Source organism: Mycobacterium sp. IDUB_19, from assembly GCF_055419445.1.
In genome coordinates this window covers 115,699-142,645 of record NZ_JBVAXR010000006.1, presented here as the reverse complement: position 1 = coordinate 142,645, position 26,947 = coordinate 115,699, and the positions used below count along the sequence as shown (strand labels likewise).

Annotated in this window: 20 protein-coding genes and 1 tRNA gene; 13 read left to right on the top strand and 8 right to left on the bottom strand. The window is 65.6% G+C overall.

The window, feature by feature from the left end; genetic code table 11:
* The first annotated feature begins 148 nt into the window (after nucleotides 1–148).
* Nucleotides 149–1,720, top strand: coding sequence for a mannosyltransferase (locus ACZY0B_RS07880; protein ID WP_463763499.1), 1,572 nt, complete (start codon nucleotides 149–151; stop codon nucleotides 1,718–1,720).
* A gap of 35 nt (nucleotides 1,721–1,755) precedes the next feature.
* Here the strand turns inward: ACZY0B_RS07880 and ACZY0B_RS07875 are convergent, their stop codons facing one another.
* The 3 genes from ACZY0B_RS07875 to ACZY0B_RS07865 form a co-directional block, all read right to left on the bottom strand.
* Complete coding sequence (locus ACZY0B_RS07875; RefSeq protein ID WP_463763498.1) at nucleotides 1,756–3,156, bottom strand: MFS transporter; 1,401 nt, start codon at nucleotides 3,154–3,156, stop codon at nucleotides 1,756–1,758.
* A gap of 26 nt (nucleotides 3,157–3,182) precedes the next feature.
* Nucleotides 3,183–5,342: an excinuclease ABC subunit UvrB gene (gene uvrB, locus ACZY0B_RS07870; protein WP_463763497.1), complete on the bottom strand. Its 2,160-nt coding sequence runs from the start codon at nucleotides 5,340–5,342 to the stop codon at nucleotides 3,183–3,185.
* 181 nt (nucleotides 5,343–5,523) lie between these two features.
* Complete coding sequence (locus ACZY0B_RS07865) at nucleotides 5,524–7,590, bottom strand: serine/threonine-protein kinase (RefSeq protein ID WP_463763496.1); 2,067 nt, start codon at nucleotides 7,588–7,590, stop codon at nucleotides 5,524–5,526.
* A 302-nt stretch (nucleotides 7,591–7,892) separates the two neighbouring features.
* Between ACZY0B_RS07865 and ACZY0B_RS07860 the strand changes: the two genes are divergently transcribed.
* Genes ACZY0B_RS07860 through ACZY0B_RS07845 form a run of 4 tightly spaced genes read left to right on the top strand, consistent with a single transcriptional unit; the run spans nucleotide 7,893 to nucleotide 12,173 of the window.
* Nucleotides 7,893–10,565, top strand: a complete 2,673-nt coding sequence (locus tag ACZY0B_RS07860; RefSeq protein WP_463763495.1) for an FHA domain-containing protein — start codon at nucleotides 7,893–7,895, stop codon at nucleotides 10,563–10,565.
* 58 nt (nucleotides 10,566–10,623) lie between these two features.
* Nucleotides 10,624–11,130: a ribonuclease FAU-1 family protein gene (locus ACZY0B_RS07855; RefSeq protein WP_463763558.1), complete on the top strand. Its 507-nt coding sequence runs from the start codon at nucleotides 10,624–10,626 to the stop codon at nucleotides 11,128–11,130.
* 9 nt (nucleotides 11,131–11,139) lie between these two features.
* A complete protein-coding gene (locus ACZY0B_RS07850; RefSeq protein WP_463763494.1) occupies nucleotides 11,140–11,712 on the top strand; it encodes a DNA polymerase ligase N-terminal domain-containing protein in 573 nt (190 codons plus the stop codon).
* A gap of 50 nt (nucleotides 11,713–11,762) precedes the next feature.
* The gene (locus ACZY0B_RS07845) at nucleotides 11,763–12,173 is read left to right on the top strand and encodes a hypothetical protein (protein ID WP_463763493.1); all 411 of its coding nucleotides are present in this window, start codon (nucleotides 11,763–11,765) and stop codon (nucleotides 12,171–12,173) included.
* A gap of 9 nt (nucleotides 12,174–12,182) precedes the next feature.
* Here the strand turns inward: ACZY0B_RS07845 and coaE are convergent, their stop codons facing one another.
* From coaE to ACZY0B_RS07825, 4 genes are all read right to left on the bottom strand, one after another.
* Nucleotides 12,183–13,397: a dephospho-CoA kinase gene (gene coaE, locus ACZY0B_RS07840; protein ID WP_463763492.1), complete on the bottom strand. Its 1,215-nt coding sequence runs from the start codon at nucleotides 13,395–13,397 to the stop codon at nucleotides 12,183–12,185.
* Between the two features lie 12 nt (nucleotides 13,398–13,409).
* On the bottom strand, nucleotides 13,410–14,855 hold the full coding sequence (rpsA, locus tag ACZY0B_RS07835; protein WP_463763491.1) for a 30S ribosomal protein S1: 1,446 nt from the start codon (nucleotides 14,853–14,855) through the stop codon (nucleotides 13,410–13,412).
* A gap of 162 nt (nucleotides 14,856–15,017) precedes the next feature.
* Nucleotides 15,018–17,678, bottom strand: coding sequence for a DNA polymerase I (polA, locus tag ACZY0B_RS07830; RefSeq protein ID WP_463763557.1), 2,661 nt, complete (start codon nucleotides 17,676–17,678; stop codon nucleotides 15,018–15,020).
* Between the two features lie 112 nt (nucleotides 17,679–17,790).
* Complete coding sequence (locus ACZY0B_RS07825; protein WP_463763490.1) at nucleotides 17,791–18,078, bottom strand: putative quinol monooxygenase; 288 nt, start codon at nucleotides 18,076–18,078, stop codon at nucleotides 17,791–17,793.
* A 137-nt stretch (nucleotides 18,079–18,215) separates the two neighbouring features.
* Between ACZY0B_RS07825 and ACZY0B_RS07820 the strand changes: the two genes are divergently transcribed.
* Nucleotides 18,216–18,659 (top strand): Zn-ribbon domain-containing OB-fold protein, encoded by a 444-nt coding sequence (locus ACZY0B_RS07820; protein ID WP_463763489.1) that lies wholly within the window; start codon nucleotides 18,216–18,218, stop codon nucleotides 18,657–18,659.
* The gene (locus ACZY0B_RS07815; protein ID WP_463763488.1) at nucleotides 18,656–19,858 is read left to right on the top strand and encodes a lipid-transfer protein; all 1,203 of its coding nucleotides are present in this window, start codon (nucleotides 18,656–18,658) and stop codon (nucleotides 19,856–19,858) included. Before ACZY0B_RS07820 ends, ACZY0B_RS07815 begins: the two co-directional genes overlap by 4 nt.
* A gap of 85 nt (nucleotides 19,859–19,943) precedes the next feature.
* Here the strand turns inward: ACZY0B_RS07815 and ACZY0B_RS07810 are convergent, their stop codons facing one another.
* Nucleotides 19,944–20,561 (bottom strand): ANTAR domain-containing response regulator, encoded by a 618-nt coding sequence (locus ACZY0B_RS07810; protein WP_463763487.1) that lies wholly within the window; start codon nucleotides 20,559–20,561, stop codon nucleotides 19,944–19,946.
* 112 nt (nucleotides 20,562–20,673) lie between these two features.
* Here ACZY0B_RS07810 and ACZY0B_RS07805 point away from each other — a divergent pair.
* The 6 genes from ACZY0B_RS07805 (at nucleotide 20,674) to cydB (ending at nucleotide 26,934) form a co-directional block, all read left to right on the top strand.
* A tRNA-Leu gene (locus ACZY0B_RS07805) sits at nucleotides 20,674–20,750 on the top strand.
* A gap of 862 nt (nucleotides 20,751–21,612) precedes the next feature.
* The gene (locus ACZY0B_RS07800; RefSeq protein ID WP_463763486.1) at nucleotides 21,613–22,302 is read left to right on the top strand and encodes a hypothetical protein; all 690 of its coding nucleotides are present in this window, start codon (nucleotides 21,613–21,615) and stop codon (nucleotides 22,300–22,302) included.
* 96 nt (nucleotides 22,303–22,398) lie between these two features.
* Nucleotides 22,399–23,739, top strand: coding sequence for an adenylate/guanylate cyclase domain-containing protein (locus tag ACZY0B_RS07795; RefSeq protein ID WP_463763485.1), 1,341 nt, complete (start codon nucleotides 22,399–22,401; stop codon nucleotides 23,737–23,739).
* Nucleotides 23,740–23,780: 41 nt separating this feature from the next.
* Nucleotides 23,781–24,362: an HdeD family acid-resistance protein gene (locus ACZY0B_RS07790; protein WP_463763484.1), complete on the top strand. Its 582-nt coding sequence runs from the start codon at nucleotides 23,781–23,783 to the stop codon at nucleotides 24,360–24,362.
* Nucleotides 24,363–24,408: 46 nt separating this feature from the next.
* The gene (locus tag ACZY0B_RS07785) at nucleotides 24,409–25,863 is read left to right on the top strand and encodes a cytochrome ubiquinol oxidase subunit I (RefSeq protein ID WP_463763483.1); all 1,455 of its coding nucleotides are present in this window, start codon (nucleotides 24,409–24,411) and stop codon (nucleotides 25,861–25,863) included.
* Between the two features lie 30 nt (nucleotides 25,864–25,893).
* Entirely contained in the window at nucleotides 25,894–26,934 is a 1,041-nt protein-coding gene (gene cydB / locus ACZY0B_RS07780; RefSeq protein ID WP_463763482.1) for a cytochrome d ubiquinol oxidase subunit II, read from the top strand.
* Nucleotides 26,935–26,947 lie beyond the last annotated feature (13 nt).

The window sequence follows — 26,947 nt, the reverse complement described above, 5'->3', positions numbered from 1 at the left end:
CCAGGCCCGAAGGCCTTGCATTGCGGCGCTTTCCACGAACTACGCACGCCGCGAACGAGCGCGTCGGGCCGAGTATGGCCCGTTTCCATCCCACCGCCGGACTGCTGGTGACCAGGTCGATCAGGTGCGCCTTACAGTGACAAGCATCATGGCTGCGCCCACGCTCGAGCAGGGCTCCCCGGATGTCATCGCCGCATCCGGGTCCGCACGCGCGCGTGGGAGGTTAGTCGACCCGTGGGTGATCGCCGTCCTGGCAGCCCTGATCAGCGGCGCCTGGGCCTGCCGGCCTTCGCTGTGGTTCGACGAAGGTGCGACGATTTCGGCAGCGGCGAGCCGAACTCTGCCCGAACTGTGGCGGCTGCTGGGCCATATCGACGCCGTGCACGGCCTGTACTACCTGCTGATGCACGGCTGGTTCGCGATCTTTCCGCCGACCGAGTTCTGGTCGCGGGCTCCCAGTGCGCTGGCGATCGGAGCTGCCGCCGCCGGTGTCGTCGTGTTCACCAGGCAATTCGCACCGGGACGCGGCACCGCGGTGTGCGCGGGCGTCGTCTTCGCGATCCTGCCGCGCACCACTTGGGCGGGTATCGAAGCCCGCTCGTATGCCCTTTCGGTGGCCGCGGCCATCTGGCTGACCGTCTTGTTCCTCGTCGCGGTGCGGCGCAATCGACCCTGGCTGTGGGTGGGCTACGCCGTGGCGCTGATGGTGTCGATTCTGCTGAGCCTCAACCTGGTCCTGCTGGTCCTGGTCTACGCGGCGACGCTGGCACTGCTGACGCCCAAGGGATCCCGGAAGTCCCCGGTTATCTGGTGGGCGGCCAGCACGGCCGTCGCGCTGGGCGCCATGACGCCGTTCATCGTGTTCGCGCATGGTCAGGCATTCCAGGTCAACTGGCTTTTCCCGGTCAGCTGGCACTACGCCTTCGACATCACCCAGCGACAGTATTTCGACCACAGCGTTCCGTTCGCGGTGCTCAGCGCGGTCACCATGGTGGCCGCGATCGTCGCCCGGCTGATCGGCGCGCCGGCCCCGTTGGGCGATATGCGCCGCCTCCTGATCATCTGCGTCGGGTGGGTCGTGCTGCCCACCGCCGCCGTCGTGCTGTATTCGGCGATCGGCGAGCCGATGTACTTTCCGCGGTACCTGATTCTGACCACCCCAGCGATGGCCGTCCTGTTGGCGATCTGCATCGTCACCGTCGCGCGCCGGCCGTGGCTGATCACTGGTCTGGTGGTGCTTTTCGCGGCGGCCGCGGTCCCCAACTACCTGTTCGTGCAGCGCTGGCCGTATGCCAAGGAAGGCTGGGACTACAGCCAGGTGGCCGACGTGATCAGCTCGCACGCCGCACCAGGCGACTGCTTGCTGGCGGATAACACGGTGCCCTGGCGGCCCGGCCCCATTCGTGCCGTGCTCGCCACTCGACCGGCGGCGTTTCGCCCGCTGATCGACGTCGAACGCGGCGTGTACGGCCCGAAAGTCGGTTCGCTGTGGGACGGTCACGTCGCGGTGTGGCTGACGACGGCCAAGATCAACAAGTGCACCACGCTGTGGACCATCACCAGCTACGACAAATCGTTCCCCGATCATCAAGTCGGGCAATCATTGCCGCCGGGCGCATTCGGCCGCGCCCCCGCGTATCGATTCCCGGGCTATCTCGGCTTCCACATAGTCGAGCGTTGGCAATTCCACTACTCGCAGGTCGTCAAATCGACGCGCTGACGAGAGTGAAAATAGCGAGGATGACGTGGAGTAGGTCAGCCCTTAGCGCGAACCGCGCGATACGACGCCAAGACGCCGCTCACGGCCAGCACCGCGAAAACCAGATACAACCAGCGAGCCGCCGCCACGTCCCCACCCTGCGCGTTGTTGACCACCACGCCCGCCAGCCCGGCACCGAAGGCCGCGGAGATCAATTGGACGGTATTGATCGCCGCGGCCGCCGCGCCACCCTCGGACGGGTCGTCGACCGAGTCCATGGCGCGCATCGAAAGATGTGGCCAGGTCATCCCGATACCGATTCCGGCGACCAGGAGTCCGGCCGCCCATAGCAGAACGACCCCGATTGACGCGTCAGCGCGCTGTGTTGCTGCGGCCAAGACCAGGCCCGACGCCATCACCAACGGCGCTGCCGCGATCACCCGGCCGACAACGCGTGGGTCGCTCAGCGATGCGCTGGAGATCTCGGCGATCGTCCAACCCAGTGCCAACGCCGCACCCAGAAATCCCGCCGCGACCGGTGTCAGGTGCGCCAACCGCTGACCGAACAACGGCACGTAAGTGTCGACCATCACGGCGCCCATCTGCACCGCCATCGCCAGGTAGATCCATTTCAACGGTCCGCGGCCAAATACGCTGGGCGGCAACACCGCTGCGTGCATCCGCCAGTCGACGAACACGAATGCGCCGATCAGCAACGCACCGGCGATTAGGAGCCCCACGGTTGCGAAGACGTTGCGCGGCAACTCCGCAACGCTGACCGCCAGGGCGGCGGCGCCCATCAACACGAGCGACCGCACCGGCACCTTGTTAATCGGAGTCGCCGTCCCCTCGCCGGGGGCGACGTCGCGGTTGGTGAGTGCCATCGGCACCAACAGGGCCATCAGTGCGGTGAGAATGGCCATCGCACCAAATGCCCACCGCCACAACCCAAACTGCGCGAAAAGGCCGCCTATCGCGGGCCCGACCAAGGTCGCGACCCCCCACATCGCCGACACCAGCGCGGAGCCACGGGTCCACAGCGAACGCGGGAGGGCAGTATTGATGAGCGCGTAGCCCAGGCCGGCCAGCAGCCCGCCGGCCACCCCTTGCAGGGCACGTCCGGCTATCAACACCTCCATGTTCGGCGCGAGCGCGCACACGATGCTCGCGATGCCGAAGACGGCCAGGCCCCAGAGGAATGAGGAGCGCGCACCTATGCGCAGTCGCAAGGTGTTCACCGTGGCCGCCGCAACCACCGACCCCACCAGATACAGAGTGATCACCCACGCATACAGGCGGGCGCCGCCGATTTCGGCGACCGTGCTCGGGAGCAGGCTGGTGGTCAGAAATTCGTTGGTGGCGTAGAGCAGAACACCACCGGCCAGGATGGTGGACGTTCCCAGGTAGCTGCCCAGCAGTTCGCGCCAACTGCCGGTGTCGCTTCCCGTCTTCGTCACCCCTACACCGTATGAGGTGCCGCGCGTCACTTCAGACCGGCAGCGTCCATTCCGCGCAATTCCTTTTTGAGGTCGGCGATTTCGTCGCGGAACCGCGCGGCCAGTTCGAATTGCAAGTCGCGGGCGGCAGCCATCATCTGCGCGGTGAGATCTTTGATCAGGTCGGCCAGTTCGGCGCGCGGCATGCTGGCGGTGTCGCGCCCCTCGATGATGCCGGCGCTGACGGCGCGACCGGGCTCGCCCTGTGCGCGCCGGCCGCGCGAGGCGTTGCGCCCCGATCCCCCGATCTGAACGTTTTCGGAGTCGTCCGCCTCGCGATAGACCTGATCGAGGATGTCGGCGATCTTCTTGCGCAGCGGCTGCGGGTCGATGCCGTTGGCCTCGTTGTAGGCGACCTGCTTTTCGCGTCGCCGTTCGGTCTCGTCGATGGCCTCTTTCATCGAATCGGTCATCTTGTCGGCGTACATGTGCACTTCGCCGGAGACGTTGCGTGCGGCGCGGCCGATGGTCTGGATGAGGCTGCGCGACGACCGCAGGAAGCCTTCCTTATCGGCATCGAGGATCGACACCAGCGATACCTCGGGCAGGTCGAGGCCCTCGCGGAGCAGGTTGATGCCGACGAGCACGTCGTAGTCGCCGAGACGCAGCTGGCGCAGCAGTTCCACCCGGCGCAGCGTGTCGACCTCGGAGTGCAGGTAGCGCACCCGGATTCCCATCTCCAACAGGTAGTCGGTGAGGTCCTCGGCCATCTTCTTGGTCAGGGTCGTCACCAGCACCCGCTCGTCGGCCTCGGCCCGTTTGCGGATCTCCGCGATCAGGTCGTCGATTTGCCCCTTGGTCGGCTTGACCACGACCTTCGGGTCGACCAGCCCGGTGGGGCGGATCACCTGCTCGACGAACTCCCCGGCGGCCTGGCTGAGCTCGTAGGGGCCGGGGGTGGCCGACAGGTACACCGTCTGCCCGATCCGGTCGGCGAACTCTTCCCAGGTCAGCGGGCGGTTGTCGCACGCCGACGGCAGCCGGAACCCGAAATCGACGAGGTTGCGCTTACGCGACATGTCGCCCTCGTACATACCGCCGATCTGCGGCACGGTCACGTGCGACTCGTCGATGACCAGCAGGAAGTCCTCGGGGAAGTAGTCCAGCAGCGTCGCCGGCGGCGAACCGGGTCCCCGGCCGTCGATGTGCCGCGAATAATTCTCGATGCCCGAGCAGAAGCCGACCTGGCGCATCATCTCGATGTCGTAGTTGGTGCGCATCCGCAGCCGCTGGGCTTCCAGCAGCTTGCCCTGGCTCTCGAATTCGGCGAGCCGCTCGGCGAGCTCTTCCTCGATGGTCGAGATTGCCTGCGCCATCCGCTCGGGTCCGGCGACATAGTGGGTGGCCGGGAAGATCCGCAGCGAGTCGACCTGCCGGACCACCTCACCGGTCAGTGGGTGCAGGTAGTACAACGCCTCGATCTCGTCGCCGAAGAACTCGATACGCACCGCGAGCTCTTCGTACGACGGAATGATCTCCACGGTGTCGCCGCGCACCCGGAACGAGCCGCGGGTGAAGGACAGGTCGTTGCGGGTGTACTGCACGTCGACCAGCAACCGCAGCAACCCGTCGCGCGGCACTTCCGTGCCGACCCGCAACTCGACCGAGCGGTCCAGGTAGGACTGCGGCGTGCCCAGGCCGTAGATGCAGGACACCGAGGCCACCACCACCACATCGCGACGGGACAACAGGGACGAGGTCGCGGAGTGCCGCAGCCGCTCCACATCGTCGTTGATCGAGCTGTCCTTTTCGATGTAGGTGTCGGTCTGCGCGATGTACGCCTCCGGCTGGTAGTAGTCGTAGTACGAGACGAAGTACTCGACTGCGTTGTGCGGCAACATCTCTCGCAGTTCGTTGGCAAGCTGGGCGGCCAAGGTCTTATTCGGGGCCATCACCAATGTGGGCCGCTGCAGCCGCTCGATCAGCCAGGCGGTGGTGGCCGACTTTCCGGTGCCGGTCGCCCCGAGCAGCACGACATCGCGCTCCCCCGCCAAGATCCGCCGCTCGAGGTCGTTGATGGCGCCCGGCTGGTCACCGGCAGGATCATGCGGGCTGACCACCTCGAACTGGCCGCCGGCGCGCATGACCTGCTCAACCGCGCGGTACTCCGAATGCGCGACGACTGGATGTTCGGTGGCGAAAGCCATGCCACCAGGGTAGAGGCGCGCACCGACAAGCGCCCCGATGCCGGCCGGGCAGGCGCTGGTCGCAACCACATCCGCCACACGGGTACCCCGCGGGAACGCAGCACTCGGTCCGCAGACTCGATATCGCCGGCGATATCGAGTTCCAAAGTCGCCCATCGATGCGCGTTCGTCACGACCCCGGTCAGTGCCGGGTCCACATCCGGGTCACCGGATCGCATTGCAGCAGGTAGCCGTCGTTCGAGGTGGACGTGGCGAACGCCGGGACGTCGGGCAGGTCGCACGAGCTGCCCGCGGCATGCACGCCCGTCGCGATCGGCGCTTTGTCCCACGTGTTGCCTTCACACACGACCTGCTGGTTGCTGGTCGGGTCGTAGGCGAGTTTGTCGACGTCGGTGCACAACCCGCCGACGACGGCCGGTGCCGGGTGCGCCGGTGTGGTCGAGGTGCTTATCACCTGGTTGGGATCGCCCAAGGTCACCCCCGCCGGCGCGTCGCCGACCCGGGTGGCCACGACGGGCAGCCGCACCACGGCACCTTGCGCCGCGCACTCGTTGCTCAGCACGGTTTCGGTTTCGGTGCCCCGCAGTGTGCCGTCCGGCTGGGGCGCCAACGACCACGCGACGGTCTCCTGCTGAGTCGCCCTGACCTGCCCATTGGGTTGGCGGCAGCCGACCCGCTTCTGTTGCGGCGCACCCTGCCAATACCCGCCGACGTAACGCAGAGTGTCGGTTTCGCCGCCGTCGGCGGTGCTGGCCACTTGGTGATTGGTGTCGTCCAGCTTGGTACCGGTGGCCGCGCATCCGTCGGTGGTGCATGCCGAACGGAACGCCCACCAGTTGGTGTCGGAGCCGTCGTGCCGGATCGCGACGCCGTTGGTGGTCCGCTTGGTCCGGTCGTAGGTCAACTGATAGCTGCCGTTGAGGACCGGTCCGCCGGGCCTGGGCGCGGCACTTGCGGCCGGCGCGGACGGCCTCGAAGCCAGCGTGGGGTTGGGTTGCGGACTTGCCGGCTGGAACGAATACAGCGTCGACCAGGTCGCCGCGACGGCGACGAGCACCGCACACACCAGTGCGGCCGACCACCGGACCCTGGACGAGAACCGGTCTTTGGCCGCCGCCACCAGACCGCGAGCTCCGCGGCGCCGGTGTGGCGCGATCGCGGCGCCACCGGTCTGCGTCTCCGCCACAGCCGCGACCCGCTCAGCGACGGCGGCGGCCAGCGCACGACACCGCTCGAACCGCTCCGCGGGTTGCTTGCCAAGGGCTTTGAAGAACACGTCGTCGAGGTGCGCCAAGTCGGGGCGGTAGTCGCTGAGCCGGGGCGGATCCTCGTGCAGATGCTGGCTGATCACCGCGATCGGGTTGGAATGCTGGAACGGTGGAGCGCCGGTGAGTAGGTGAAATGCCGTGGCGGCCAATGCATATTGATCCGCGCGGCGGTCGATGTTGGATCCGGTCAGCTGCTCGGGCGCCGCGTACGCGACCGTCCCGACGGCGACATTGGTCTCGGTGATCCCGCTGATGTTGCCCAGGTGTCGCGCTACACCGAAGTCCGCCAACAGGATTCGCTGATCATCGTCACCGGGATGAGTGAGCAGGATGTTGGCGGGTTTGACATCGCGATGCAGGAGGCCGCGATCGTGCGCGTAATCGAGTGCGCCCGCAACGGCTTCGAGAATGGCACACACCTGACCGATCGGCATCCCGTCTTGGTAGCGCTCTTTCACCAGCCGGGACGCGTCGGTGCCCTCGACGTAGTCCATCGAGATCCACAGCTGGCCGTCGAATTCTCCGCGGTCGTGGACGCCGACGATGTGCGGGTGCCACAGCGTGGCGGCGAGATCGGCCTCCCGGTTGAACCTTTCGCGGAACTCGCTATCCGCGGTGACGGCCTCGGCGAGGACTTTGATCACGTCGCGACGCGGCAGCCGGGGATGCAAAGCCAGATAAACCTCGGCCATCCCGCCCGCGCCCAGCGGCCGCAGGATGGTGTAGCCCGCGAAGGACGCGCCGTTGGCCATCGCCAGGCGCGATCCGCTGGCCTCGCTGCGCTGCTCGTCGGCCAGGCCTTGCGGGGTTTCGACGCTCGGAGCCGAATTGACCGGTGGGACACGGCGAAACAGATGTGCGACGGTCGCTGAAGGAAGCGATTGAAACCCCGCGCGCAGCGCTTCTCGGGCCAGTCGCGGATTAGTCAGCAGCCGCCGGCCGCTGCCGAGGCGCCTGGTTGGGCGCTTCAGCTCATCCATGTGTGATTGCCCCCTCGTGTGTCGGCATTCGTGCGCGTGTCAGCACGGCGCGGTACCGCGCGGTAGCTCGCACTACGGGGCGCCTCATTGCGTTGTCCCGGCACGCCAAATCTTGTCGCGTTGGCGGTTTGAAGTTCGGACAGATCCCCCTCTGACCCCTCCGGTTCGAATCATGCCGGATGTGCATAGGCGGAAGGCTGCTGGACGCTATGAACCAGCTATGAAGCCGCCGAATAGAAACAAAGGCAAGTCACAGGCGAGTCCAATGGAAGGCACTGACTCGGCGGACCGATACTTGAGTAGTGAGTCGACCCGCCCCTCCTGTCCTGACAATTCGGCACGACGGGTCTCAAAGAACCTTCGCCGCAGGTAACGAGGTGACCGTCGGCCGAGATCAGCACGCAGACCTGCGCATCGCCGACCCGCGGATATCACGTGCACACCTGATCCTGCGCTTCGACCAAGGCCGCTGGCTGGCCATCGACAACGGCTCGCTGAACGGGACTTACGTCAACGGCTACCGGATGCCGGTCATCGACATCCACGACGGTCAGAGCATTAACGTCGGAAATCCCCAGGGCCCGCGGCTGACCTTCGTCATCGGACCGCAACAGGGTCAGATCAGCGGGCCGTCCCAACCGAGGTCGACGCCGGATTCCGGGCCACCGACCATCGCCTGGTCCGCGATTCCGGACCAGCCCACGACGCCCGCGCAGCCGCTCCCACCGCTGCCGCGGCAGGCCGGGAGCCAGCAGCGCAGCGGCCCCCACCCGGCGCCCCGCATGCCACCGCGGCAGCCTCAAATGCCTGGCCCGCCAAGGCATCCCGGCACGCAGCCGCGCAAGGCGCCACCACGGATGCCGCCGCGCGCGACACCGCCCGAGGAGTTGACCGTCGTCAACGCCGGGTCGCTGGGCGAGGCGGACTCCCCGCCGCGCGCCGAATCGACCGTGATCGACGCCAAGACGGCCGACGTGTCGAACCTCGCCACACGTTTTGTGAAGTTGCTCTCACCGCGCGCCTCGTCGGCCGCGGGCACCGTTGGCGCCATGACGATCGGCCGGGCCCCCGAGAACGACATCGTCGTCGCCGACGTCCTGGCCTCGCGCCAGCACGCGACGTTGATTCCCACGCCGCTGGGCTTGGAGGTCCGGGACAACAGCATCAACGGAACGTTCGTCAACGGCACCCGGGTCGGATCGGCGATCTTGAGCGACGACGACGTGGTCACCATCGGCAACGTCGACCTGGTCGTCCGCGACGGCACGCTGATCAAACTCAGCGAAGCCGCCACCCGAGCCGGCGGCCTGGAGGTGCGCGACGTCAAGTACGTGGTCGACAATGGCAAACAACTGCTGGACAACATCTCGCTGACCGCGCGCCCCGGGACATTGACCGCCGTCATCGGCGGATCAGGCGCCGGGAAGAGCACCCTGGCCCGGCTGGTCGCCGGATACACCACTCCCAGCTCCGGCTCAGTCACCTTCGAGGGTCACAACATTCACTCCGAGTACGCCTCGCTGCGCAGCAGGATAGGCATGGTCCCGCAAGACGACGTCGTGCACCGCCAGCTGACTGTCAACCAAGCGCTGGGCTATGCCGCCGAACTTCGGCTGCCACCCGACACCAGCAAAGCCGACCGTGCCAAGGTCGTCACCCAGGTGCTCGAGGAACTCGACCTGACCAAGCACGCGGAAACCCGCGTCGACAAGCTCTCCGGCGGCCAGCGCAAACGCGCCTCGGTGGCGCTGGAACTGCTGACCGGCCCGTCGCTGCTGATCCTGGACGAGCCGACGTCGGGCCTGGATCCCGCCCTCGACCACCAGGTCATGATGATGCTGCGTCAGTTGGCCGATGCCGGCCGCGTGGTGATCGTGGTGACGCACATGCTGTCCTACCTCGAACTGTGCGACCAGTTGCTGTTGGTGGCGCCGGGCGGCAAGACGGCCTACTGCGGCCCGCCGGACCAGATCGGTACGGCAATGGGCACCAGCAACTGGGCCAAGATCTTCACCAAGGTGGGCGCCGACCCCGAGGAAGCCAACCGGCGCTTTCTGGAACGAAGCGAGGCGCAGCGGCGGCCGCAGAAACCGTTGGCGGCCATGGACGATGAGCCCGACGAACTGGGTGAACCGGTCCACACCAGCGTGCGGCGCCAGATCTCGACGATCGCCCGCCGACAGATTCGTCTGGTCGTCGCGGACCGCGCGTACTTCATCTTCCTGGCACTGTTGCCGTTCATCCTGGGGTCGCTGTCGCTGACGGTGCCGGGCTCGAACGGGTTCCACCTGCCCGGCCCGAACGCGGGCACGCCCGACGAAGCCGCCCAGATACTGGCGCTGCTGATGCCCGCCGCGGCGTTCATGGGTACCGCGCTGACGATCCGCGACCTGGTCGGTGAACGCGCCATCTTCCAGCGCGAGCAAGCGGTCGGGCTGTCCACGACGGCGTATCTGCTCGCCAAGACGGCGGTCTATTGCGGGTTCGCGATCGTGCAGTCGGCGATCATCACCGCGATCGTGGTGATCGGCAAGAGCGCCCCGTCGCGCGGCGGCGTGCTGATGGGCCACGGCACGGTGGCGGCAACCGTCGAGCTGTTCGCGACCGTCGCGGCGACCTGTGTCGCGTCGGCCATTCTGGGCCTGGCCATTTCGTCGGTGGTCCGCTCCACCGAGCAGATCATGCCGCTGTTCGTGGTGGCGGTCATGGCGCAGTTGGTGTTGTGCGGCGGCATGGTCCCGGTGACCGGGCGGCTCGGGCTCGACCAGCTGTCGTTCGTAATGCCGGCGCGCTGGGGTTACGCCGCGGCCGCCTCGACGGTCGACCTGCGGCACCTGGTTCCCGATTCGCTGCTCTCCCAGGACCGGTTCTGGCAGCACACGTTGAAGACCTGGCTGCTCGACATGGGCATGCTGGCCGCTCTGTCGTTGGTTTATCTCGGCTTCGTCCGGTGGAAGATCCGGCTGCGCCGCTGACCGTCGCGATCCTCCGAAAGGTGACACCATCCATCTGCCGAAGCACGAAACGTTCGACCTGGCCGCCCGCACCAACACCGACCCCAAAGGCATCGTCCGGGCGGTCGACGAGTACGCGGTGCACCCGTGGGGGCTCTACGTCGCCCGGCCCACTCCGGGCCGAGCCCAGTTCCACTACCTGGAATCCTGGCTGCTGCCGTCGCTTGGACTGCGCGCCACGGTGTTTCACTTCAATCCGGGCCATGAACGTGACCACGACTACTACCTCGATGTGGGCGAATACACGCCCGGGCCGGACGTGTGGAACGCCGAGGACCACTACCTCGACATCGAGGTTCGGACCGGCTCCGGCGCGGGACTGGCCGATGTCGACGAGCTGCTGGATGCGGTGCGCCAGGGCCTGCTGACTCCCGAAGTTGCCGAGCAGGCGGTGCGTCGCGCCGTGCACGCCGTCGAAGGTCTGGCCCGAAACGACTATGACCTGCACCGCTGGCTGGCCGGCAACGGCATCGAGCTCACCTGGCGCCGGCCAACCCGATCGTTTTCGGATCCTGCGCCGGGGTAACTCTCCGGTATGCCCTTGAGCGAATACCGGCGCAAACGACGGTCCGGCCTTCAATCCGGAAACAGCCCCGAGCCACACGGACGACTGGGACGTAAACGCCGCGCCCGCAAGAACGGGCCCCGCTTCGTGATCCAGCATCACGCGGCCCGCAGCGACCATTACGACTTTCGCCTGGAGATCCAGGGGGTGCTCGTGTCGTGGGCGTTAGCCGACGGGCCGTCGACCAACCCGAAGGACAGGCGGATGGCGCGCCGTACCGAGGATCATCCGCTGGACGCCGCCGACTTCGAAGGCGAGTACGGAGCCGGCCCGATGACCGTCTGGGACCGCGGCAGCTATGCCAACGCGACCGAGCGTGAGATGGCGGAATGCCTGGACCGCGGCTACCTTTCGTTCCGCTTGCACGGCGAGAAGCTGTGTGGCGGCTTTACTCTCACCAGGATTCGTGCGGGCACAGACGAAACCTGGCTGCTGATCAAGCGCAAAGACGAGGAAGTCGACGCGCGACGCAAACCCGTTAAGAGCCAACCCGAATCGGCCCTGCCCGACCCGACACCGGACGATCTGGCCGAATCGTCCTGACGGGGAACTCGTGTGGTTCTCGGATCGCGCTGGGCGTAATCTCAGCAGCTATGAGCCCCGATAAGCGCAGGTGGATGCCGGCGGTCGTGGTGACCGTGATCGGCTCGCAGTTGGTTCCCGCAACCGCGCATGCGGACCTGCACAACATCGCCTACCGAGCCAGGATTGACGCCCTGACGACCGGCAGCCAGGCCACCTTCATCACCAACGGTGGCCAGACGAACACCACGAACCTTCCGTCGATGCCGGGCAACGCGTTCGAGGCCAACACCGTGTTGCCCGATCCTGCTCAAGCCGGCCTGCGGATTGTGCTGCATTTCCCGTACGCGGCGAACGTGCACTGCGAGATCGATGTCGACGACAACGTTTTCACCCAGGCCGATCAGATGGTCCGGCCGGTGCCCGGCAGTTCCGACCCCAATAACGGTGCGCTGCAATGCGGAGCGCCGCTGCCCAACTAGCAGACCCGGTTAGGGCCGCCAGCCGATGAAATCGGCCCACTCCCAGGCCCGGCGGTAAGCGTCGGCGAACCACGGTTCCTTTGCCTCGACATAGATCGCCGTGTCGCGGTCCGCGGGCGTTTCGGCCTCGTGTTTGACGGCCAGGTAGTTCACCCGCTCCGCGGGGTTGGCGGCCAGCCAGTCAACGAACAGCAAGGCAAACTGCTGATTGGGCCAGCCGGCCACCCTGATATGCACGTTCGTCGGACGACCAGGGTCGGCCGAGGCGTGAATTCGCTTGCGCCACAACGTCGGATCATCCTCGTGGTCGTAGTCGCTGACCGTGCTGCGGGCATCGGCCTTGGCGTCGTCCTGCTCGATGTGCTCGATGCGCGGGTAGCCGGCCGATAACAACGCCTCGCCGAGTTCGTCGGCCACGGCCAGTGATTCGACGGTGATCTGGATGTCGATGACGTCCTTGGCGTCGAACTCCGGAACCGCTGTCGATCCAATGTGGTCGATGCGCAACGCCTTATGGCCGCACGACGTCGCCAGCCGGTTGACGATGCGCCGCGCCTGGTCCGGCCAGGTCGGATCGGCCGACACCACTTGCGCCGGTGCGCGGACGAACCGTCGCTCGGTCAGGTTGTGCGCGAACGGCACGATCCGGTCGTTCCAGACCTCACGGGCCCGCTTGACCAAATCCTCTTGGCGGCCCGAGTTGTCCAGCCAGATGTCGGCGACGGCACGACGCTGCTCGTCGTTGGCCTGCAGCGCGATCCTGGCGCGGGCGTCGTCCTCGGACATGCCCCGCAGCTCGACCAGCCGCCGCACCCGCAGCTCGACGTCGGCGTGCACCACGACGACCAACGGGAACAGCGGCGCCATACCGGATTCCACCAGCAGCGGAATATCTTCGACGACAACCGCGTCCTGCGGCACCGACGCGATGATCTCCGCGCGCCGCTGCCCCACCAACGGGTGAACGATTGCGTTCAGCTTCTGACGCGACTCGTCGTCAGCAAAAGCCTTGGCCGCCAAAGCCGGACGATCCAGCGACCCATCCTCGGCCAGGATGTCTTCACCGAACTCCTCGACGAGCGACGCCAACCCTTCGGTGCCCGGCTGGACGACCTCTCGAGCAATGACGTCGCCGTCGACGACGATCCCACCGCATTCCGCGAATGTGGCAGACAGCGCCGATTTCCCGGCGCCGATGCCACCGGTCAAACCGATGCGCAGCATCCGTGGCGAAGGTTAGGCGTTACCGGCGAGCTTTTCGCGCAGCGCGGCCAGTTGTGCGTCGCTGGCCAGCGAGCCACCCGCCTCCTTCGGCGAGGACGCACCGTTGGCCGGCGCGTGATCGCTGTCGGCGTGCCCGGCAGCTTCGGCAGCGGCGAACTTCTCCATCTGCGCGGTGTGCATCTTGTGCCGGCGCTCGGCCTCCGCGTAGCGGGCCTCCCACTCGTTGCGCTGGGTGTCGAATCCTTCGAGCCATTCGTTGGTCTCGGCGTCGAAGCCCTCGGGGAAGATGTAGTTGCCCTGCTCGTCATAGCTGTCGGCCATGCCGTACTTCGCCGGGTCGAACTCGTCGGTGTAGTCCTCGTTGGCCTGCTTGAGCGACAACGAGATTCGGCGGCGCTCCAGGTCGATGTCGATGACCTTGACCATCGCGTCGTCGCCGACGGCCACCACCTGGTCGGGCACCTCGACGTGGCGTTCAGCCAGCTCGGAGATGTGCACCAGGCCCTCGATGCCCTCCTCGACACGAACGAACGCGCCGAACGGAACGAGCTTGGTGACCTTGCCGGGAACGATCTGACCGATCGCGTGGGTGCGGGCGAAGTGGCGCCACGGGTCTTCCTGAGTCGCCTTGAGCGACAACGAAACCCGCTCGCGGTCCATGTCGACGTCGAGCACCTCGACGGTGACTTCGTCGCCAACCTGGACGACCTCGGACGGGTGATCGATGTGCTTCCAAGACAACTCGGAAACGTGCACCAGACCGTCGACACCGCCGAGATCGACGAACGCGCCGAAGTTGACGATCGACGAGACCACACCCTTGCGGATGGTGCCCTTCTGCAGCTGGTTGAGGAACTCGCTGCGCACCTCGGACTGGGTCTGCTCCAGCCAGGCGCGGCGGGAGAGCACCACGTTGTTGCGGTTCTTGTCCAGCTCGATGATCTTGGCCTCGATCTCCTTGCCGATGTACGGCTGCAGATCGCGGACACGACGCATCTCGACCAGCGAGGCGGGCAGGAAGCCGCGCAACCCGATGTCGAGGATCAGGCCGCCCTTGACGACCTCGATGACGGTGCCCTTGACGGCCTCGTCCTTCTCCTTGAGCGCCTCGATGGTGCCCCAGGCGCGCTCGTACTGTGCGCGCTTCTTGGACAGGATCAGACGGCCTTCTTTGTCCTCCTTGGTGAGAACAAGGGCCTCGACCTCATCACCGACGGTAACGACCTCGTTGGGGTCGACATCGTGCTTGATGGAGAGTTCGCGGGCGGGGATGACCCCTTCGGTCTTGTAGCCGATGTCGAGGAGCACCTCGTCCCGGTCAACTTTGACGATGGTGCCTTCGACGATGTCGCCATCGTTGAAGTACTTGATCGTTTTGTCTATTGCTGCGAGAAAATCCTCGGCGGAGCCAATGTCGTTGACGGCTACTTGCGGCGAGGTGACGGCGGGACTCGGCATGTTGTTGGGTTGCTCCGGACAGGTTTGGTCGTAGGGACAAATCAGGGATTTACCTGTCAAAGGTTACTCGACTGGGCACACGCTGGCCAAACTCGGCCTCTTATCGCCGTTGCCTATCTGACGCGAAAGTTACGCCTCGGCAAATTCCGGCACGATTCACCGCTAGTGCGCCGCGGCGTCCCAGCTGCGGCCGTAGCCGACGGAAACCTCGAGCGGGACGTCAAGCGGGTAGGCGGCGCCCATCTTGTCGCGCGCCAGCGCTTCGACCTGCGCACGCTCGCCCGGCGCGATTTCGAACAGCAATTCGTCGTGGACCTGCAACAACATCCGCGACGTGAGCCCGGCCTCGCTGATCGCCTTATCGACGTCGATCATCGCCACCTTGATGATGTCGGCCGCGCTGCCCTGGATGGGAGCGTTGAGCGCCGCCCGCTCGGCGGCCTCCCGAACCTGGCGATTGCTGCTGTCCAGCTCCGGAAGGTAACGCCGACGACCGAAAACCGTGGAGGTGTAGCCGTCCTTGCGAGCCTGCTCGACGACGTCCATCAGATAGTCGCGGACCCCGCCGAACCGGGCGAAGTATTGGTCCATCTGGACCTTCGCCTCCTCGGTGGAGATCTTGAGCTGGGCGGCCAACCCGTAGGCGCTCAATCCGTAGGCCAGGCCGTACGACATCGCCTTGACCCGGCGCCGCAGCTCGGCGGTGACCTCTTCGATCGGCACGCCGAACGCCCGGGAGGCGACGAACGAATGCAGGTCTTCGCCGGTGTTGAACGCCTCGATCAGGCCCTCATCCTTGGACAGGTGCGCCATGATCCGCATCTCGATCTGGCTGTAGTCGGCGGTCATCAGCTCGGCGTAGCCGTCACCGACGACGAAGGCGTCGCGGATGCGCCGGCCGGCTTCGGTGCGAATCGGAATGTTCTGCAGATTCGGCTCCGTCGACGACAATCGGCCCGTCGCCGCGATGGTCTGGTTGAACGTGGTGTGGATGCGCCCGTCGGAGGCCACCGAATTCAGCAGCCCGTCGACGGTCACCTTGAGCCGGGTGGCGTCGCGGTGGGCGAGCAGATGCTGCAGGAACGGATGGCCGGTCTTGTCGAACAGCGACTGCAGGGCATCCGCATCGGTCGTGTAGCCGGTCTTGGTGCGTTTGGTTTTCGGCATGCCCAGCTCGTCGAACAGCACCGCCTGCAACTGTTTTGGCGAGCCCAGGTTGATCTGCTTGCCGATCACCTCGTAGGCCGCCTCGGCCGCGTCACGGATCTGGTGGGCGAAATCGCTTTGCAGCTCGGACAGTTGCGGCAGATCCACCGCGATGCCGACGTGCTCCAGTCCGGCCAGTACCCGCTGCACGGGCAGCTCCATGCCGCCCAACAGCGAGGTGGAGTTGATCCGGGCCAGCTCCTCGTCGAGCGCGTCGGCCAGATCCAGCACCGCCACGGCCCGCAGGATCAGCGTCTGCACCGCCTGGTCGTCAACGCCTTCGGAATCGTCGAGAAGCGAAAGCTGTTGCTGCTCAGCTGTTTCAGCGCGCAACTCGCGGCGCAGGTAGCGCAGCGAAAGGTCGTCGAGGGAGAAGCTGCGCTGCCCCGGCCGCACCAGGTACGCCGCCAGCGCGGTATCGGAGGTGACGCCGGCCAGCGCCCAGCCCCGCCCGGCGAGGTCGTGCATCGCCAGCTTGGCTTCGTGCAGCGCCTTGGGCGGACCGGAGTCGGCCAGCCAGGACGCCAGCGCCGCCTCGTCGTCGGGATCGAGCACCGAGGTGTCGATGTAGCGACCCTCGCCGTCGGAGGACACGATGGCCAGCGCGGTGGCATCGGCGTCGTAAGCAAGATGGGTGCCGACGACGGCCAGGCCGAACCGCTTGCCGGAGCTGTGCTCGGCCAGCCACACGGCCAGCTGACCGGCCTCGAGCGCGCCGCCACGCACGTCGAATCCCTCGTCCACTTCCGGCTCGACGGCCGCCAGCGTGTCGAACAGCCGGTCCCGCAGGACCCGGAATTCGAGGTCGTCGAAGAGCCGGTGAATCTGGTCGCGATCCCACGGCAACAGCCGCAACGTGTCCGGCGTTTGGGCCAGCGGCACGTCTTTGACGAGGTCGGTGAGCTCCCGATTGCGAATGACGTTGGCCAGGTGGGCCCGCAGCGCGTCGCCCACCTTGCCGCGCACCGAGTCGACGTTGTCGACCAGGCCCTGCAGCGACCCGTACTCGACGATCCACTTCGACGCGGTCTTCTCCCCCACGCCGGGAATCCCGGGCAGGTTGTCGCTGGGATCGCCACGCAGCGCGGCGAAGTCGGGATATTGCGTGGGAGTCAGTCCGTACTTCTCGACGACCGCGTCCGGGGTGAAACGGGTGAGTTCGCTGACGCCTTTGACCGGATAGAGCACCGTCACGTCGTCACTGACCAGTTGCAGGGAGTCGCGGTCGCCGGTGACCACCAGCACCCGGTAGCCCTCGTTTTCGGCCTGCGTGGCCAACGTCGCGATCAGGTCGTCGGCTTCGAATCCCGGCTCCGCGAGCACCGTGATGCCCAACGCGACCAGCACTTCCTTGGTGATGTCGATCTGCCCGCGGAACTCGTCCGGGGTTTCCGACCGGTTGGCCTTGTACTCCGGGTAGCGCTCCAGCCGGAACGTCTGCCGCGACACGTCGAACGCCGCGGCAATGTGCGTCGGAGCCTCGTCGCGCAGCAGGTTGATCAACATGGCGGTGAAGCCGTACACCGCGTTGGTGGTCAGGCCGCCGCGGGTCTTGAAGTTCTCCGCGGGCAGCGCGTAAAACGCCCGGAACGCCAGCGAGTTGCCGTCCAGCAGCATCAGGGTGGGCTTGGTTTGTTCCTCGCCGGCCTCAACAGCGAGTGCGGAATCAGCCTTAGTGCCGGCGGTCCTTGCTGGGCTCACGGCCCCACTCTAGGCACCCCTGGTGACATCAAGTCAGGCGCCGCTCACCGCCTACGTCGTACTCGGCTACCGACGCTGACACGATCGAGCCTTGTTGGTCATCGCTGGGTCCGTTACCGCGGAACGTGTCCACGGCCGCCTGTGACTCCCAATGCTCGAAGATGTCAACGCGACTCGGATCGAGCAGGTCGGCGCTGATCGCGTAGTCGATGCAACCCGGCGTTCGCCGAGCCTGCTCCACGACCGCCTTGCAGGCTTCCAGATAGCTCTCTCGCAGCATTGGATCAACGACGAGGTGACCAGCGACAATAACCACCACATACTCCTTCGCTCGGACGAAACCTCCTGAGATATGACCGCCGGTAGTCGCCGAATTCATCGCCGATCACCCAACCGCGCACACAAAACTGCAACACGTTTCAGTTTTGTCGGTGAGCTGGGTAGTCTGGCCGAGTGCCAGAGGTCACCAGTACACAAGCCGCGATCGACGGGTGGTTCGCCATCGACGACGCGGGAAATCCCCATCTGATCGGCAGCAAGTGCCCGCAGTGCGGCACCTATGTCTTCCCGCCGCGGGAGAACAACTGCCCCAACCCAGCTTGCGCCAGCGACACCTTGGAGTCCGTCGCGTTGTCGACCCGGGGAACGCTGTGGAGCTACACCGAAAACCGGTATCCCCCACCCGCGCCCTACCCGGCGGCGGACCCGTTCGAGCCGTTCGCCATCGCCGCGGTGGAACTGGCCAACGAAGGGATCATCGTGCTGGGCAAGGTGGTCGAGGGCACGCTGGCGGCCGACCTGAAGGTCGGCATGGAGATGGAACTGACCACGATGCCGTTGTTCACCGATGACGACGGTGTCGAGCGCATCGTGCACGCCTGGAGGATCGCATCATGAGCACACCCGAACCGCTCTACATCCTCGGCGCCGGAATGCACCCCTGGGGCAAATGGGGCCGGGACTTCACCGAATACGGCGTGGTCGCCGCGCGCGCCGCGCTGGCCGAGGCCGGGCTGGACTGGCGACAGATCCAACTCGTCGCTGGCGCCGACACCATCCGCAACGGCTATCCGGGCTTCATCGCCGGGTCGACGTTCGCGCAGAAGCTCGGCTGGAACGGCGTACCCGTCAGCTCCAGCTACGCCGCATGCGCCAGCGGTTCGCAGGCGCTGCAGAGCGCCCGCGCCCACATCCTGGCCGGGTTCTGCGACGTCGCGCTGGTGATCGGCGCCGACACCACGCCGAAGGGGGCGTTCGCACCCGTCGGTGGGGAACGCAAGAACGACCCCGACTGGCAGCGGTTCCACCTGATCGGTGCGATGAACCCGGTGTACTTCGCGCTGCTCGCGCGCCGGCGGATGGACCTGTACGGGGCGACGTCGGAGGACTTCGCTGCGGTGAAGGTGAAGAACTCCGCGCACGGCCTGCAGAACCCGAATGCCCGCTACCGCAAGGAGTCTTCGATCGAGGACGTGCTGGCCAGCCCGGTGGTCTCCGACCCGTTGCGACAGCTCGACATCTGCGCCACCTCCGATGGCGCCGCAGCGTTGATCGTGGCCAGCGCCGAGTTCGCCCGCAAGCACCTCGGCTCGCTCGACGGTGTGCCTTCGGTGCGCGCAGTCAGCACGGTCACCCCGCAGTACCCGCAGCATCTGCCCGAATTGCCGGACATCGCAACGGATTCCACCGCGGTGGTGCCTGGGCCCGACCGGGTGTTCAAAGACCAGATCCTCGACGCGGCCTACGCCGAAGCGGGCGTCGGCCCCGAGGACGTGAGCCTGGCCGAGGTCTACGACCTGTCCACCGCGCTGGAGCTCGACTGGTATGAGCACCTGGGTCTGTGCGCCAAGGGCGAAGCCGAGAAGCTGCTCCGCAGCGGGGCGACCGCGATCGGCGGCAAGGTTCCGGTCAACCCGTCCGGCGGGCTGGCGTGCTTCGGCGAGGCCATCCCCGCCCAGGCGATCGCTCAGGTCTGCGAGCTGACCTGGCAGCTGCGTGGCCAGGCCACCGGCCGGCAGGTGGAGAACGCCACGGTCGGCGTCACCGCCAATCAGGGCCTGTTCGGCCATGGTTCGTCGGTGATCGTCGCCCGCTGAACGACGCCTCCATTCGCCGAGTGTGCAACTGCGGCGGCCTCATGCGGCGCGTCGTCTACCTGGGTTCACACTCGACGGCCGAGAGCTACTCGTCGGAGGCGTCGCCGAGGGTTTCGAGCACGACTTCGGCCACCCGCTTCATCGTGGTCCGCCGATCCATCGCGGCACGCTGAATCCACTTGAACGCCTCGGGCTCGGTCATGCCCTGCTTGGACTGCAGCAGGCCCTTGGCGCGTTCGACGACCTTGCGGGTCTCCAGCCGGTCGGACAGTGTCTCCACTTCGCGTTCCAGCGCCCTGATCTCGCCGAACCGGCTGACGGCCAACTCAATGGCGGGGATCAGGTCGCTGATCGTGAACGGCTTCACCAGGTAAGCCATCGCCCCGGCATCGCGCGCGCGTTCGACGAGGTCGCGCTGGCTGAACGCGGTCAGCACCACGATGGGCGCGAGGCGTTTGCTCGCTATTTCGGAGGCTGCGTCGATGCCGTCACGACGCGGCATCTTCACATCCATGATCACGAGGTCGGGTTTGTGGCGCTCGGCCAGCTCGACGGCTTCCTGGCCATCTCCTGCCTCGCCGACGATTTCGTACCCCTCCTCTCGCAGCATCTCGGCCAAGTCCATACGGATCAGCGCTTCGTCTTCCGCGATCAGGACCCGGCGCGGCACAGCGGCGTCGGTGTCGGTCGTGGGGCCTGTCATGACGAACATTGTCTCGTGGATCCCGGCGACCAGCGACATCGGGGGCGGTGAGAACCGATGACCACACCGATCCTCTATGGTGGGAGGCCGCTTAAGCTAATACGCCGGACAAGCCCTCGTATCCCAACTGGCAGAGGAAACGGATTCAAAACCCGTCCAGTGTGAGTTCGAATCTCACCGAGGGCACCAGGCCTGACCCGGTGCAAACCGGGTGCAGGATCGTATTTCGGCAACGCCGCAATCCCGAATCCGACACACAGGGGTTCGTTACGCGTCTGGCTTGTTGAACAGACGTACAGTAAGCACGCTTAGCCCAGTCCCTAGAGAGTGGAGTTCGTCGTGTCGCGTTTTAGCAAAACCCTCATCGCCCTCGTTATAGCGCTCACCCCGCTCGCCACCGCGGCATGCGGTAGCTCCTGCGCGGCCGGAGCGTCCAGCTGCTTCGTTCTCTAAGTGGCTCGGCCCTATCCACCCCTCCCCGGAGGGGTAATCGTTATTGACCACAATCGGTCAGCGAAACCTCTTGTGCATCAAGACATTTGGCGCGCCTGACGAGTCGGCGATCCAACGCCGTCAATGGGGTCGGGTAGCTATCTCCCCGAGGCACTGCGCCTGACCCGGTGCAAACCGGGTCAGGATCGCATTTCGGCAACGCCGCAATCCCGAATACAACACGGTTGATTCGCAACACGTTTTGGCTTGTTCAACAGACGTACAGTAAGCACGCTTTGCCCCGTTCCACCCAGAATGGAGTTCGTCGTGTCGCGTTTTAGCAGAATTTTCGTTGCCCTCGTTATCGTGCTCACCCCGCTCACCACTTCGGGATGCGGGAGCTTCTGCCTTCCCGGCGGATCCTGCATCGCCATCTAAGTGGCTCGGCGCTGTCCACCCCTCCCCGGAGGGGTGGACAGCTATTTCACGACCGATGGTCGACTAGCGAGATCGCCTGTACACCAATGTATTCGGCGAATCCCGTAGCTGCGCAACCCGATCTCAGTAGTATTCGGGGATGCCGTGGGAAACGGCACCTTCTCGTGCGAGAGGTTGTGGCGTGAACCTGCGACGTAATCAGCGAGAACCGTTGGCGGACATCATCATCGAATTAGATGACCCCGCCGACCTGTTCGCCGTCGACCAGCGGTCGCTGCTGTCCGGCTCACGCCGAATCGACAGCGGCATCGACGAACTCGTCGAGCTGATGCTTTCCCAGAAGCGGCATTCCGCCGATCAGCGCATCGTCCTGGACATAGCCGGCGAGTGCTCGGGGGAACTGACCGCAAACCTGGTGGCGTCGGTCCACCGCTACTGCGAGTTGGCGGTCCGCCGATCCGACCGGCAGCACGACTTGATCTGGCGTCAGGGCATGCGGTCGTTGATCAGCGGCTCGCTGCTGTTCGTCGTCGGCATCGGGCTGTCGTTCATCTTCACCCGCCCGTTCGTCGGCGAGTTCGCCACCGAACTATTCGGAAACGGTGTGTTCCTGGTGGTGGCGTGGGTCGGCCTCTGGTACCCCCTCGATGTGCTGTTCATCGCCCGAGAGCAGGCGAAACGCGAGTCCCGGGTGTTCGCCACCATGCTGACCATGCCGGTCGTGGTCCGGCCCCACATCGCCGTGGTTCCCATCGCGCAGCTGCCGGGATTCGCGCCCCCCGGATCCGGCGGACGCCGCTCCACCCGCCTTCGTGACACGCATATCCATTTGCGGGGTGCGCCGCCGACCGGGAGTCCCGGCGCGAGTTAGCCTTTCGCCGCCAAAGCCGTCACCCCGGGGCACTCGGGCCCCACAATTTTCACCGCCACAGTGGGTATATGCCGATTCAGCGGTTACGCTTTGAACGTGGTGGCTAGGAAATGTGGTGCCCCACCAAGTCGGCCGGATGGCTCGACACGCCCGGACTGTAAGGCGGCGGTGCGGGCGAAGAATGGCGCCCGCAACGACCACTACGCCGACAGTCACGCGCGCCGGGTCAGGGTCCTCAACATCAACGCCTTGATGGGCGTGCTGGTGTGCCTGGTTTTCGCCGTTCTCGGCTTCTGGTCCGGACCCGCGGCCTACCCCATCCAGGTGGTCAACGTCATCACCGGAGGGATCTTCGCGTTGGTCCCGTGGCTGCACCGTTTCGGAGAACTGGTTGCGCCGCTTACCTTTATCTTCACGGCGTATACCGCGGTCGTCGTGACCTGCTGGGAAGTCGGCACCGGCGGCGGCGTGCAGTACTTCCTCGTGACGACCGCCAGCCTCGTGGTGTTGCAGCTCGGTGCGGAGCGCATCGGCCTCGCGGCGCTGCTGGCCGCTATCGGCGTCGCGCTGGTTGTCATGCTGCAGTTCCTGGTGCCCCGCTCCACCGGGCTGGAAGCGCCCTGGGCGATCACGATGAGCTTTGTCATCACCACGGTCTCGGCGTGCGCGATGGTGGTCGTGACGGTGTGGTTCGCGCTGCGCGATACCGAGCGTGCCGAGGCGGTCATGGAAGCCGAATACGACCGCTCGGAGGCGCTGCTGGCCAACATGTTGCCGGCCAGCATCGCTGAGCGACTCAAAGAGCCCGAACGCGACGTCATCGCCGACCGATACGAGGAGGCCTCGGTGCTGTTCGCCGACATGGTCGGCTTCACCGAGCGCGCAAGTACCACCGCGCCATGCGACCTGGTCAAGTTCCTCGACCGCCTCTACAGCACTTTCGACGAACTGGTGGACAAGCACGGACTGGAGAAAATCAAAGTCAGCGGGGACTCCTACATGGTGGTCAGCGGAGTCCCGCGGCCTCGGCCCGACCACGTCGAGGCGCTCGCGGACTTTGCCCTCGAAATGACCGCTGCCGCCGCCAATCTCGAGGACCCGCATGGTCTTTCGGTGCCGCTGCGGGTCGGCTTCGCGACAGGCACCGTGGTCGCAGGCGTCGTGGGGTCGCGTCGCTTCTTCTACGACGTGTGGGGCGACGCGGTCAATGTTGCGGCCCGGATGGAATCGACCGACTCCGTTGGCCAGATTCAAGTGCCCGAGGACGTTTACGAACGTCTCAAGGATGACTTCGTGCTGCAGGAGCGCGGCCGCATCGAGGTCAAAGGCAAAGGCATGATGCGCACCTGGTATCTCATCGGCCGCAAACCGGCAGCGGCCGAACCTGGCGGGCTGGCTGCCGACGAGCCCCGGACAACCCACGGCGCCACGGTCTAAAGCCCCTATTTTCGGCTTCGCGGTTGTGCCACAGTGAGGCTATGCAGCCCACTCCTATTCCGAGCATGTTGCCGCATCTGTGGAAATCCACGCTGGTATCGGGACTTCTGACGCTGATTGTCGGCGTCCTGGTGCTGGCGTGGCCCGGAATATCCATCCTGGCCGCCGCGATCGCCTTCGGCGCCTATCTGCTGATAACCGGTGTCGCACAAGTCGTGTTCGCCTTCAGCCTGCATGTTTCGGCGGGCAGCCGCATCCTGTTGTTCGTCAGCGGTGCCGCCTCGTTGATCCTGGCCGTGTTGGCATTTCGCCACTTCGGTCAGGGGTACGCCGTGCTGTTGCTGGCCATCTGGATCGGTATCGGATTCATCTTCCGTGGCGTGGCCACAACGGTTTCCGCGATCAGCGATCCCACCCTGCCCGGACGCGGGTGGTCGATTTTCCTCGGCGCGATCAGCCTGCTCGCCGGCATCGTCGTGCTGGCGTCGCCGTTCGCATCGATCGTCACGTTGGCGCTTGTTGTCGGCGTCTGGCTGGCCGTCATCGGCGTCTTCGAGATCGTCGCGTCGTTCGGGATCCGCAAAGCCTCTAAAGAACTCGGGAATGGCGCCGGGCTCGCCTAACTACTACACTGTGTCGTAGACCGCTGCAAGTCACGGGAGCTGACAGATGAATGTCGTCGACATTTCAAGGTGGCAGTTCGGTATCACAACCGTCTACCACTTCATCTTTGTGCCGCTCACGATCGGGCTGGCGCCCGTTATCGCGGTCATGCAGACCGCATGGGTGGCCACGGGCAATACCGCCTGGTATCGGCTGACCAAGTTCTTCGGCAAGCTGTTCCTGATCAACTTCGCGATCGGTGTGGCGACCGGGATCGTGCAGGAATTCCAGTTCGGCATGAACTGGAGCGAGTATTCGCGGTTCGTCGGCGACATCTTCGGCGCCCCGCTCGCGATGGAAGGCCTGGCCGCCTTCTTCTTCGAATCCACCTTCCTCGGGTTGTGGATCTTCGGCTGGAGCCGGCTGCCGAAGTTGGTTCACCTCGCCTGCATTTGGGTCGTCGCGATCTCGGTGAATGTGTCCGCGTTCTTCATCATCACCGCGAATTCGTTCATGCAGCATCCCGTCGGCGCGCATTACAACCCGGCGACGCGGCGTGCCGAATTGGACAGCATCGTGGCATTGCTGAGCAATAACACTGCGCGAGCGGCATTTTCACATGCGGTCAACGGTTCGCTGCTGACCGCGGGCACCTTCGTCGCCGCGGTCAGCGCCTGGTGGCTGGTCCGCTCGAAAAAGACCGCCAATGTCGACCTCGGCGCGGTGTTTCGCCCGGCGGCCATCCTGGGATGCTGGGTGGCGCTGTTCGCCACCGTCGGGCTGTTCTTCACCGGCGACCAACAGGGCAAGCTGATGTTCCAGCAGCAGCCGATGAAAATGGCGTCGGCGGAATCACTCTGCAACACAGAGACAAATCCGGACTTCTCCATCCTGACCGTCGGCACGCACAACAACTGTGACAGCATCACCCGCGTCATCGAGGTGCCCTATGTCCTACCGTTCCTCGCCGAGAGCAAATTCAGCGGTGTGACGTTGCAGGGTGTACGCAACATCCAGCAGGACTACGAGCATCGATTCGGGCCAAATGACTACCGGCCCAACCTGTTCGTCACCTACTGGTCGTTCCGGATGATGATCGGCTTGATGGCGATCCCGATATTGTTCGCGCTAGCCACCTTGTGGCTGACCCGCGGCGGTCGCACCCCGACCCAATCGTGGTTCTCCTGGTTCGCGCTGCTCACCATTCCCACTCCATTCCTGGCCAACAGCGCCGGGTGGGTGTTCACCGAAATGGGTCGGCAGCCGTGGATCGTCGTGCCGAACCCGACTGGCGACCAACAGGTTCGACTAACCGTCAGCCAAGGCGTATCCGATCACCCCTCCAGCGTGGTCGTCGTCTCGCTGGTGATGTTCACCCTCGTCTACGCGGTGCTCGCGGTCATCTGGTTCTTCCTGCTGAAGCGCTACATCTCCGAGGGCCCGTTGGAGCACGACGCGGAACCCGCACCGCCGAAAGCACCCGGCGATGATGAGGTGGCACCGCTCTCATTCGCCTACTGACACGCAGACCGACCGGGACGGAGCTCACCAATGGCGCTGCAAGAGTTGTGGTTCGGTGTCATCGCCGTGCTGTTCCTGGGCTTCTTCATCCTGGAGGGCTTCGACTTCGGCGTGGGCATGCTGATGGAGCCGTTCGGTCGTGTCGGCAGCGGGGATCCGGAAATCCACCGGCGCGCGGCGCTGAACACCATCGGCCCGGTGTGGGACGGTAACGAAGTCTGGCTGCTCACCGCCGGCGCCGGGATGTTCGCCGCGTTTCCCGGCTGGTATGCGACGGTGTTCTCGACGCTGTACCTCCCACTGCTCGCGATCCTGTTCGGCATGATCGTGCGTTCGGTGTCGATCGAATGGCGCGGCAAGATCGACGACACGAAGTGGCGCGCCCTGGCCGACTTCGGTATTGCCGCCGGATCCTGGTTGCCCGCGGTGCTGTGGGGCGTGGCGTTCTCGATCCTGGTGCGCGGTCTGCCGGTGGACGCCCACGGTCACATCCATCTTTCGATCGGCGATGTGCTCAACGCCTATACGCTGCTGGGCGGCTTGGCCACGGCCGGGCTGTTTCTGCTGTACGGCGCGGTGTTCGTCGCGTTGAAAACATCCGGCGCGATCCGAGAAGACGCGCACCGCTTCGCGGCGCGGCTATCCCTCCCGGTCACCGGACTGGTTGCCGCCTTTGGGCTTTGGACGCAGCTGGCGCACGGCAAGAACTGGACCTGGCTGGTGCTGGGAGTGGCGGTCGTCGCGCAGCTCACCGCGGTGACGTTGGTGTGGCGCCGGGCCTCCGACGGCTGGGCGTTCGCGAGCACGGCGGTCGTCGTTGCGGCGGTGGTTATCCTGTTGTTCGGCGTGCTGTATCCCGATTTGGTGCCCTCGACGCTGAACAAGCAGTGGAGCGTGACGATCTACAACGCGTCGTCGACGCCCTACACGCTCAAGATCATGACATGGGTGACCGCATTCTTTGCCCCATTGACGGTCGTGTACCAGGCGTGGACGTATTGGGTGTTCCGGCAACGAATCTCGACTGACCGGATACCGCCGTCGATCGGCCTGGCGAGGCGTTCGTCCTGACCACACGCAACTC

Bases quoted from the DNA above. Each gene is read 5' to 3' on its own strand.
- ACZY0B_RS07880 (WP_463763499.1), top strand. From the start codon at position 149: ATGGCTGCGCCCACGCTCGAGCAGGGCTCCCCGGATGTCATCGCCGCA.
- uvrB (WP_463763497.1), bottom strand. From the start codon at position 5,342: ATGGCTTTCGCCACCGAACATCCAGTCGTCGCGCATTCGGAGTACCGC.
- ACZY0B_RS07865 (WP_463763496.1), bottom strand. From the start codon at position 7,590: ATGGATGAGCTGAAGCGCCCAACCAGGCGCCTCGGCAGCGGCCGGCGG.
- ACZY0B_RS07850 (WP_463763494.1), top strand. From the start codon at position 11,140: ATGCCCTTGAGCGAATACCGGCGCAAACGACGGTCCGGCCTTCAATCC.
- ACZY0B_RS07845 (WP_463763493.1), top strand. From the start codon at position 11,763: ATGAGCCCCGATAAGCGCAGGTGGATGCCGGCGGTCGTGGTGACCGTG.
- coaE (WP_463763492.1), bottom strand. From the start codon at position 13,397: ATGCTGCGCATCGGTTTGACCGGTGGCATCGGCGCCGGGAAATCGGCG.
- rpsA (WP_463763491.1), bottom strand. From the start codon at position 14,855: ATGCCGAGTCCCGCCGTCACCTCGCCGCAAGTAGCCGTCAACGACATT.
- polA (WP_463763557.1), bottom strand. From the start codon at position 17,678: ATGCTGCTGGACGGCAACTCGCTGGCGTTCCGGGCGTTTTACGCGCTG.
- ACZY0B_RS07815 (WP_463763488.1), top strand. From the start codon at position 18,656: ATGAGCACACCCGAACCGCTCTACATCCTCGGCGCCGGAATGCACCCC.
- ACZY0B_RS07810 (WP_463763487.1), bottom strand. From the start codon at position 20,561: ATGACAGGCCCCACGACCGACACCGACGCCGCTGTGCCGCGCCGGGTC.
- ACZY0B_RS07790 (WP_463763484.1), top strand. From the start codon at position 23,781: ATGCAGCCCACTCCTATTCCGAGCATGTTGCCGCATCTGTGGAAATCC.
- ACZY0B_RS07785 (WP_463763483.1), top strand. From the start codon at position 24,409: ATGAATGTCGTCGACATTTCAAGGTGGCAGTTCGGTATCACAACCGTC.
- cydB (WP_463763482.1), top strand. From the start codon at position 25,894: ATGGCGCTGCAAGAGTTGTGGTTCGGTGTCATCGCCGTGCTGTTCCTG.